Consider the following 10,104-nt stretch of genomic DNA (forward strand, 5'->3'; position numbering starts at 1 on the left):
AGCGTCGTTCAAGCAGCAGTAGCCGTTTTTCGTGGCTTTACATGGCCTCATGCCAAAGAGAGGCCGGTTCCTGGTGGTAGGCTTGGCAGATGATGTTTCCGGCAGGCTTTTTATGCCATTCCCATTTCGGAAATCCGCAGCCTGCCTGCGTTGATGCCCGCGTGGACACGGGTGCCTGCCGGTACTGAGCGCTTTGCCCATCCGGGACATTCGTCCCGTTAAAAAAATTCCCCGAAAAGTTGAGCCCTGATGAGTTATTTGCAAAACAATCCGCCGGTGGAGGACAGCCAGGCGCCCGTGCTTGCCGCCCCCGACATCGCTACTCCGTCCGCCGTTGCCAGCGAGCTAAAAATCCAGATTGACATTGAGGCCGATGCCACGATTGGCTATGCCTCGATTCAGAATGCCGTACCGGTCATCCGGGCGCTTCGCCTGACTAACCCGCTTGCGCAGGCGATTGAAAATCTGGAAGTGGTGATTTCCTGCAGCCCGGCATTTGCCCGCAGCCTGACGCTGCGATTCGACAAACTGGCCGCAGGCGAAACGCGCCGCATTTCGCCGCTGGACTTGCCGCCGGACCATGCTTTTTTGGCTGACCTGCAGGAGTCGGTCAATGCCAGTATCGATGTCGTGACCGAGGCCGGTGACCGGGTGCTGGCGCGCGCCAGTCGAGCGGTGCAGGTGCTGGCCTATGACCAGTGGGCCGGAACGCGTGCGCTGCCCGAATTGCTAGCAGCGTTTTGCATGCCCAATAATCCGGCGGTCGATGGCCTGATTGGCAAGGCGTCTAGGCTGCTGCGCACCAGCTATCCCGAGTTGTCGATGAACGGCTACCAGTCGAAAAGCCGCGATGCGGTCTGGAAACAGGTGTCCAGCATTTACAGCACCATCGCGGCAGAAAATCTGCAATATGTCGAACCACCGGCTTCGTTCGGCAGCGACGGCCAGAAAATCCGCACGCCCGACCGCATTCTGGAATCGCGCGTCGCCACCTGTCTGGACTTGGCGATGCTGTTTGCCTCGTGCCTGGAGCAGGCCGGCCTGCGTCCGGTCATCCTGATCAAAGAAGGCCATGCCTGGGTTGGCGTCTGGCTGCACCTGGCCAGTTTTGCCGATGTGCTGATCGACGACGTGCAGGCGATTCGCAAGCGCGTGGACAGCGGCGAGTTGCTGGTGTTTGAAACCACCGGCGTAGCCCAGCATGCGAGCTATCGCCCGTCGCTGCGCATCGCCATGGAGCAGGGCCATGCGCACCTGTTGCAAGACGCCAGCTTTCGCTACGCCATCGACATCCACCGTGCGCGTGAAGTGCAGATCAAGCCACTGCCCTCGCGTGCCACGCCGATGGCACCCGGCCAGTTGCCAGCGCAAGAAGACGCGCCTGCCGCCATCGAGCCGATGCCTTTGCTGCCGCCGCTGGACGCCGACTCGCTGGCGCCGCTGGATGTGCGCGCGGACGACACGCCCGAGGGCCGGCTGTCAACCTGGAAATCGCGGCTGCTCGACCTGACGCTGCGCAATCGGCTGCTCAATTTCAAGCCGACCAAGGCCACGCTGCAGTTTGTCGCGCCCGACCTGAGCCGGCTGGAAGACGCGCTGGCCGATGGCGCTGAATTCAAGATCAGGCCGCTGCCCGAGTTGATGGAGGGCGCTGACCCGCGCATGGCAGAAGTGCATACGCAGCGTGCCGGCCGCAGCCCGCTTGATGACATGGCGCTCGAAGCGCTGGGTAACCGGGAATTGCTGGCCCGGGCCACCAAGGACACGCTGGACGGCAACCTGCTGGCTGTCTACAGCGCCGCCCGCACCGGGTTGGAAGAGGGTGGCTCCAACACGCTGTATCTGGCCCTCGGCCTGTTGCGCTGGACCGAAGCCGAGAAATCCGATGCCGTGCATCTGGCACCGCTGCTGTTGATTCCGGTCACGTTGCAGCGGCAGTCGGTGCGCAGCGGTTTTCGGTTGACGCGGCATGACGATGAAGCCATCGTGAATCCGACGTTGCTGCATTTGCTCAAAACCAGTTTCGAGCTGAAAGTGGCTGGCCTGGAAGTGGTGCCGACGGACGAAAAGGGTGTCGATGTGGCGCAGGTGCTGCAGTCTTTCCGGCTGGCGGTGCGGGAAATTCCCCAATGGGAAGTGCTGGAACAGGCGCACTTGGGGATTTTTTCGTTCACCAAGTATTTGATGTGGAAAGACCTGCAAGACCGCACCGAGCAGCTCAAGCAAAACCGCGTCGTCAAACACCTGATCGACCACCCCGGAGAAGCGTTTCCCCGCGAAGGCACGGCAGGCGAATTTGACCATCTGGATACAACGCACCGCCCGCAGGACATCCTGACGCCGATGCTGGCGGATTCTTCGCAGCTCAAGGCGATTTGCGCGGTCGATGCCGGACGTGATCTGGTGCTCGAAGGCCCGCCCGGCACCGGCAAGAGCCAGACCATTACCAACCTGATTGCGCACAGCCTGGCCAAGGGCAAGACGGTGCTTTTCGTGTCCGAAAAAATGGCCGCACTCGAAGTGGTGCATCGCCGCTTGACCAGCATCGGGCTTGGCCCGTTTTGCCTGGAACTGCATTCGTCTAAGGCCAGCAAAACCGCCGTGTTGCAGCAACTCGGTCAATCGCTCGCCATCAGCGGCCAGCGCACCGCCGATGACTGGACGCGTGAAGCCGACCGGCTGGCGCAACTGCGGCAGTCGCTCAATGGGTTGGTCGATTCGCTGCATCACCCGTATCCGAACGGCTTTACCGTGTTTGAAGCCACCGGTGCCTGCATTGCGCACACCGGCGAAGTGCCGTCGGACATGCCTTGGTCCGACCCCTTGATGCATGACCGCGCCGACCTGGACCGGCTGGAAGAAATGGCCCGGCGCATGGCCGCGCTGGCCGGTGCGCTGGACCAGCTTCAGGACCATCCCTTGGGCCTGATTGGCCAGACCGACTGGTCGCCTTCATGGCAGGACGCGCTGCTGGCCGCTGCGCAGTCGCTCGATACGGCGGTTCGCGCGCTGCAGGAAAAATCTTCGGCGCTGGGCGTTTTGATGGCGCAGCCTGTCGCTGGCCTGAGCCTTTTTGCCTACGCCGCGCTGGACGAGCTGGCGGACGTGCTGCTGCTGGCACCGCGCGTGCCCGCCGGTTTGGCGGGGCAGGCGCATGACCCCGGCGCGCGCGCGCGGGTGCATGCGCTGGCGCAACACGGACTGGCCCGCAACGTCTGCATGCAGCAGATCGGTGCGGGCTGGACCGCGCAGGTGGCCACGCTAAACGCGGCTTTGCTTCAAGGCGAATGGGCGCAGGCCAAATCCGACTGGTGGCCCAAATCGATATTTGCCCAGCGCGCCATCACCGGCCGCCTGAGCGGCTTTCGCACCGACGCACAGCGCCCGCTTGACACCGACGTGCAAGCCTTGCTGACGCCACTGGCCGCGCTGAACGAAGAAGACCAGGCCCTGCGCACCCTGCAACCCGACGCTGAGGCGCTGCTGCAAGAAGACTATGCAGGCCTGAAAACCGACTGGGCCAGCCTGGCCGGGCATGAGCTGTGGGCCAAGAAATTCTCCGATGCGGTAGTCCGGTTTGCGGGCGCAGACCTGACGCGCGTCAACACGCTGCATCAGGCGCTGGGGCCGCTGGTGTCCAGCAACCGGGCGGCGTTGGCCGCTGGTGGCCAGGCCGGTCAGGCGCTGATCGCCTACCGGGGCAGCTGGCATGAATTCAGCCAGAAGCTGCAGGCGCTTGAAATTTTGGCGCTGCCAGCTTTGCCGTTGCAGGGGCCTGAAGGGGCCGGCGGCGCGCTTGAACGCATGCAGGGAATTCTGGCCGCATGGCAAAGCAACCGGCGGCGGCTGCAGCCATGGTGCCTGTGGCGCAACGTCCGGGCGCAGGCAATGGCGCAGGGTTTGCAGGCGCTGGTCACGCAGCTGGAAAGCGGGGCCGTGCCCTTGCGCGATGTCGAGTCGCATTTCAAGTTCAGCTACCGCAACTGGTGGCTGAAAAAAACCATCGACCGCGACCCGGTGTTGCGCGGCTTTTCAAGCGCCGACCATGCGCGAAAAATCCGTGAATTTCGCGAAGCCGACGAACGCTTCCAGACACTGACCGAGGATTACATCGTCGCCACGCTGTCCGGGCGCATTCCTTCGATTTCCGGCGATACGGCTGGCCCGGACAGCGAACTGGGCCGCCTGCGGCGCGAGCTGCAAAAGCAGCGCCGGCAGATGCCGGTGCGCCAGCTGGTGCATGGCATGCCGACGCTGCTGCCCCGGCTCAAGCCCTGCCTGCTGATGTCGCCGCTGTCGGTGGCGCAGTACCTGGACGCCGGTTATGCGCCGTTCGACCTGGTGGTGTTTGACGAAGCCTCGCAGATTCCGGTCTGGGACGCGATTGGCGCGATTGCCCGGGGCCGGCAACTGGTGGTGGTGGGCGACCCCAAGCAACTGCCGCCGACCAGCTTTTTCAGCAAGTCCGGCGACCCGGAAGGCGGTGGCACCGACGACGAGCCGGTCGAAGACCTGGAAAGCATCCTTGACGAATGCCTGGGTGCGGGCATGAACCGCCTGAGCCTGCAGTGGCACTACCGCAGCCGCCACGAAAGCTTGATTACCTTCAGCAACGTCAACTACTACCACTCCAGTCTGGTCACCTTTCCGTCACCCGTGACAGACGACAGCGCCGTGCGCTTTGAGCGCGTCAATGGCGTGTACGACCGGGGCGGCAGCCGCACCAACCGGGCTGAAGCCAACGCGATTGTCGAAGGCATCAGCGCGCATTACCTCGCGCCCGAGAAAAAGCACCTGACGCTGGGCGTGGTCACCTTCAACCAGCCGCAGCAACTGCTGATCGAAACCCTGCTTGACGCGCGCCGCCGCGCTAGCCCGGAGCTTGACCGCGCGATTGCCACGCGCGCGCAAGAGCCGCTGTTCATCAAAAACCTGGAAAACGTGCAGGGCGATGAGCGGGATGTGATCTTTTTCTCGATCACCTATGGCCCCGACGCCGCCGGCAAGACGACGATGAACTTCGGCCCGCTGAACGGCGAGGGCGGCCAGCGCCGGCTCAATGTGGCCATTTCGCGGGCACGCGAAGCGGTGGTCATCTACAGCACGCTGCTGCCCGACCAGATTGACCTGGCCAAGGTGCGCGCCGCCGGTGTGCGCGATTTGAAGCATTACCTCGAATTTGCCATCAACGGCTACCGGGCGCTGGCCGCGCAAAGCGTGCCCACTGGCCGCGAGCCCGACAGCCCATTTGAGGTGGCCGTTATCCGCATGCTGCGCAACCACGGCTGGGACGTACATCCGCAGGTCGGCTGTTCGGGCTACCGGATTGACCTCGGCGTGGTTGATCCACGCGCGCCGGGCCGCTATCTGGCGGGTATCGAATGCGACGGCGCCACCTACCATTCCGCCGCCACCTCGCGCGACCGCGACCGGCTGCGCCAGCATGTGCTCGAAGGGCTGGGCTGGACGATTTTGCGCATCTGGTCCACTGATTGGTGGCTCAACCCCGAAGGCGAGATTGAAAAAATCACCGGGCGGCTGAAAGCCATTTTGGCAACAGCTGAAGAAGCGCAGGCCGAGGCGGCGCGTGCTGCGGCGGTTGAGGCGGTGCCGGCGTTGCCTGACATGGAAATCACGCTGAACCCGCCGCAAACCCAAGCACCTTTTGCCGAACAATCTGCCTATTTGCCGGACGTTGCCGACCACACAGCCGGCATGGAGCAGACGCTGGAAATCTACCGCCCGGTGGTTTTGCCTGCTGGCGATACGCTGATTTTTTATGAGGCGAGTGCGTCGCCCCGACTGGTGGAGCAGCTTGCGCTGGTGATTGAGGGCGAAGGCCCGCTCACCGACGCCAATTTGTTTCGCAAAGTGGCCCGCGCCTGGGGGCTGGAGCGCACCGGCGCGCGGGTGGTCGAGCGGCTGCGCATGCTGGTGCCCGACCATTTTGCGCGCACGATTGAAACCGACGCCATTTTTTACTGGCCCGAGCGCGCCGACATCACCTCTTGGGAGCGGGTTCGTGTTGCAGAGGAGGGCAACGATGCCTCGTGTCGCCCCATTGATGAGGTCTGTCTGGAAGAAATTTCAGCGCTGGCGCACCATGTGTTGGCCCAGGCGGGCAGCTCGTCGCGTGAAGCGGTTGCGTATTCCGTGTGCCGCTTGTTGGGCACGACGCGCGTTGCGGCGGAGGCGCAAGCACGCGTCGATGAAGCGCTGGAACGCCTGATTACGCTCGAAATCGTGCTGGATATTGAGGGCGAAGTGCGGCTGGTGGCTTGATTGGTACTGTTGGCGACCGTTTATGAAGGTTTTAGGCTGCTGGCGCAAGCGCAGCGGGCGCAAGCAGCTATCAAAAATGGAGCAAATTGACGGGTTCAGACAGCCCCAGCCAACGCTCGGCAGCGGCCTGCAGCCGGTGCGGCTGGCCAGTCGCAAACAGGCTGACCGGCGCGCCTGAAGCGTCGGACAGTCGATCTGGCAACAAAAAACCAGTCTGCACCAGCCGCCGTGTCTGACGCGCCACCGCCGGGCCGTTGTCGATGAACTGCACGTCTGGCCCGACCAGCGCGCGCAGCGGGCCGCTGGCAAACGGGTAATGCGTGCAGCCAAGCACCAGCGTGTCGATTTGCCCCGATTCAGTGCCAAATAGGCCCATAGCGCCCGCGTACTGTGCGCAGAGTGCTCTTGTTTTTGTAGTGTCTCCGGTTTCGGCGCTGGCCTCGATGGCGGCCGCCAGTCCATCGCAAGGCTGGACGATGAATTCAACCGGCTGGGTGCCGCCTGACTGCGCGGCCAGCAGCGCCTGAAACTTGGCACTGGCCAGCGTGCTGCGCGTGGCCATCACGCCGATGCGCCCGGTGCGGCTCAGGCTCACGGCGGGTTTCAGCGCTGGCTCGACGCCGATCAGCGCCAGCGTCGGATGCTCAGTGCGCAACAGCCGGATGGCCGCCGCCGTCGCCGTGTTGCAGGCCATCACCAGCGCCTTGACGTTCTGGCTGACCAGATAAGCCACGATGGCCCGCGAGCGCGCCAGGACATGCGCTTGCGTGCGTTCCCCATAAGGCGCGTGGCCGCTGTCGGCAATGTAGATAAAGCGCTCGTGTGGCAGTTCGGCCCGCAGCGCCTTCAGGATGCTCAGGCCGCCGATGCCGCTGTCGAACACGCCGATAGATTGGCCCCCACGTTCGCTCACTGCGTGCAGCGCTCTGGTCCCCGAGGGGGCAGCTCTGCCTGCGGACTGGCAAAGCCAGATCCGTGGCCCTTGCTTGAAGGGAAAGCCTCGCGCATGTCGCCGCCGTTCAGGCGTTGATAACGGCAATGTCCTTGAACTCGTTCATGGCAATGCGTTTTTGCCACTCAGCCGGGCCAGTGATGTGAGCGCTGGTGCCGCCCGAATCGACGGCCACAGTCACCGGCATATCAACCACGTCAAATTCGTAAATCGCCTCCATACCCAGATCAGCAAAACCGACCACTTCGGCATGCTTGATGGCTTTGGACACCAGATACGCCGCGCCGCCGACGGCCATCAGGTAAGCGCTTTTGTGCTTTTTGATGGCTTCGATGGCGACCGGGCCACGCTCGGCCTTGCCGACCATCGAGATCAGGCCGGTCTGCGCCAGCATCATTTCGGTAAAACCGTCCATGCGCGTCGCCGTGGTCGGGCCGGCCGGGCCGACCGCTTCGCCCTTGACCGGATCAACCGGGCCGACGTAGTAAATCACGCGGTTGGTGAAATCGACCGGCAGCTTTTCGCCCTTGGCCAGCATGTCGGCAATGCGCTTGTGTGCGGCGTCGCGGCCGGTCAGCATTTTGCCGTTGAGCAGCAGCGTTTCGCCGGGTTTCCAGCTGGCGACTTCCTCTTTGGTCAGCGTGTTCAGATCGACTTTTTTGCTCTTTTTATAGTCGGGCGCCCAGTTCACATCGGGCCAGGTGTCGAGCGATGGCGGGGTCAAGTAGACCGGGCCGCTGCCGTCCATGACGAAATGCGCGTGGCGCGTGGCGGCGCAGTTCGGGATCATGGCGATGGGTTTGCTGGCCGCGTGCGTCGGGTACATCTTGATTTTCACGTCGAGCACGGTGGTCAGGCCGCCCAGGCCCTGCGCGCCAATGCCCAGGGCGTTGACCTTGTCGAACAGTTCCAGTCGCAGCGCTTCCACCTTGGTCAATGCTTCGCCGCCGCTTTGGGCGTTGGCGGCCTTGGCCTGCAGCTCGTACATGTCCAGGTCGTCCATCAGGCTTTCCTTGGCCATCAGCACGGCTTTCTCGGCGGTGCCGCCAATGCCGATGCCGAGCATGCCGGGCGGGCACCAGCCGGCGCCCATCGTCGGAACGGTTTTCAGCACCCAGTCAACCACCGAGTCGCCGGGGTTGAGCATGTACATCTTGCTTTTGTTCTCGGAGCCGCCGCCCTTGGCCGCGACGGTCACTTCCAGCGTGTTGCCGGGAACAATTTCAGTCGAGATCACCGCCGGCGTGTTGTCTTTAGTGTTCTTGCGGTCGAACTGCGGATCGGCCACGACCGAAGCGCGCAGCGTGTTGTCGGGGTGGTTGTAGCCCTGGCGAACGCCTTCGTTGATGGCGTCGTCGATGCTGCCGGTAAAGCCGTCCCAGCGAACGTCCATGCCGACTTTCAAAAACACGTTGACGATGCCGGTGTCCTGGCAAATCGGGCGGTGGCCGGTGGCGCTCATCTTGCTGTTGGTCAGGATTTGCGCAATGGCGTCCTTGGCGGCGGGGCTTTGTTCGCGCTCATAGGCACGCGCCAGGTGGGCGATGTAGTCGGCCGGGTGGTAGTAGCTGATGTACTGCAGAGCAGCGGCAACGGATTCGATGAGGTCGGCTTGTTTGATCGTAGTCATGGCTTTTTCTCGGAGTAGGACGGGAATGGGCCGATTATCCCGCACACTGCTGAGTACGCCCTTACGACATAAAGAAGGGCGAACAGGCAAGGCAATGGCAAATTGCGTGACTTTGAACGCTGCAAAACCACCAAATAGTGTCCTGATTCCGCCCGTCTTGCTACGTGTTGCTTTTTGCAGCTTGCACGATGCATCTTGAAAGTTTGTCGAAGTAGTTCACAGCACCTTGAGTAAGTTCGATTTGCTTGCGCCTGGCATCGTCTGTATCTGAAAGCATGATCCAGCCCTTGGCACGCATTGACTTGAGGCGCGTGTGAATGGTGGCGGGCGCACCGAATTGTTCATTGGCCATCATGTCGCGTACAGATAGTCTCTGCTCTTGTTCACCAGCACGGGCCACCAAAGCAAGAATTCGCTCCTCAAGTGGGTCAAGTGCTGGTAATGAGGGTAAGCCCCGTATGGCTTCTACCAGCTGCAGAAAACGGATATAGACGTCCGAGGGGCGTTTCGTCTTATTCATGTCATAAGTTTTAAAAAACTACATTAATTTGAGGTTACTCTTCAAAATTTTATGCGTCGTTACAAAAGTCAGTAAACTTTTAAGACACACCAAAACCCTGATGAACACACTTCAACTGCGGCTACAGGCCATGATGGTCATTGCAACAATGGTGCTTTTCGTGGTAACGCTGGCCATCAACGAATGGTTGTTTACCCGTTTCGAGTTCGCACGCGGAATCAACTGGATTTATCTGCCTGCAGGCGTACGACTGTTGAGCACCCTGCTGTTTGCAGAAGCTGGAGCAGCAGGACTGCTACTGGTGTCTTGGCTGGTTTGCTTTTTCTACTTTTTTCCAGATGATATGGTCCGCTCATTTGTTGGCGGTATTTTGGCGACTGCAGCGCCTTACTTGACCTACAGGGTAGCCCAATACAAATACGGCTTGCACACTTCGCTGACCAACCTAACTCCCAAACGACTGCTTATTTTGAGCGTGGCCTACTCGCTTGCCAGTCCGCTCTTGCACCATTTATGGTTTGCATTGCAGGGTCAACACGGCATCGTGCAAGGGTTTTTAACCATGTTTGTCGGTGATCTGACAGGCACTTTGCTGGTCATCTACACGGTAAAAATGGCTTTGTCGCTAGGGCCTGTTAACTCAAATTTGATAATTTGAAGCCTTGCTGAGAAACTGCGGGGATGCAACTGACTCGTGAACAATTCGACCTGATCGCCCCG

5 protein-coding genes are annotated in these 10,104 nt (G+C 61.5%); 2 read left to right on the forward strand and 3 right to left on the reverse strand.

Features of this window, described 5'->3' with window-relative positions; genetic code table 11:
• The first annotated feature begins 249 nt into the window (after positions 1 to 249).
• Positions 250 to 6,282 carry a DUF3320 domain-containing protein gene (locus RCH06_RS10815; protein ID WP_327081469.1) on the forward strand — a complete coding sequence of 2,011 codons (6,033 nt, stop codon included), beginning with the start codon at positions 250 to 252 and terminating at the stop codon, positions 6,280 to 6,282.
• 70 nt (positions 6,283 to 6,352) lie between these two features.
• On the opposite strand, the gene murI is transcribed toward RCH06_RS10815, so the two are convergent.
• The 3 genes from murI to RCH06_RS10830 form a co-directional block, all read right to left on the reverse strand.
• The gene (gene murI / locus RCH06_RS10820) at positions 6,353 to 7,195 is read right to left on the reverse strand and encodes a glutamate racemase (RefSeq protein WP_327081470.1); all 843 of its coding nucleotides are present in this window, start codon (positions 7,193 to 7,195) and stop codon (positions 6,353 to 6,355) included.
• A 106-nt stretch (positions 7,196 to 7,301) separates the two neighbouring features.
• Entirely contained in the window at positions 7,302 to 8,864 is a 1,563-nt protein-coding gene (locus RCH06_RS10825; RefSeq protein WP_327081471.1) for a fumarate hydratase, read from the reverse strand.
• Between the two features lie 160 nt (positions 8,865 to 9,024).
• The gene (locus RCH06_RS10830) at positions 9,025 to 9,384 is read right to left on the reverse strand and encodes a winged helix-turn-helix domain-containing protein (RefSeq protein ID WP_327081472.1); all 360 of its coding nucleotides are present in this window, start codon (positions 9,382 to 9,384) and stop codon (positions 9,025 to 9,027) included.
• A 100-nt stretch (positions 9,385 to 9,484) separates the two neighbouring features.
• On the opposite strand from RCH06_RS10830, the gene RCH06_RS10835 reads away from it, so the two are divergent.
• Positions 9,485 to 10,042, forward strand: a complete 558-nt coding sequence (locus RCH06_RS10835; protein WP_327081473.1) for a hypothetical protein — start codon at positions 9,485 to 9,487, stop codon at positions 10,040 to 10,042.
• The last annotated feature ends 62 nt before the right edge of the window (positions 10,043 to 10,104 follow it).

Origin of the sequence: Polaromonas sp. CG_9.5, from assembly GCF_035984465.1 — a bacterium.
Lineage (GTDB): Bacteria > Pseudomonadota > Gammaproteobacteria > Burkholderiales > Burkholderiaceae_C > Polaromonas.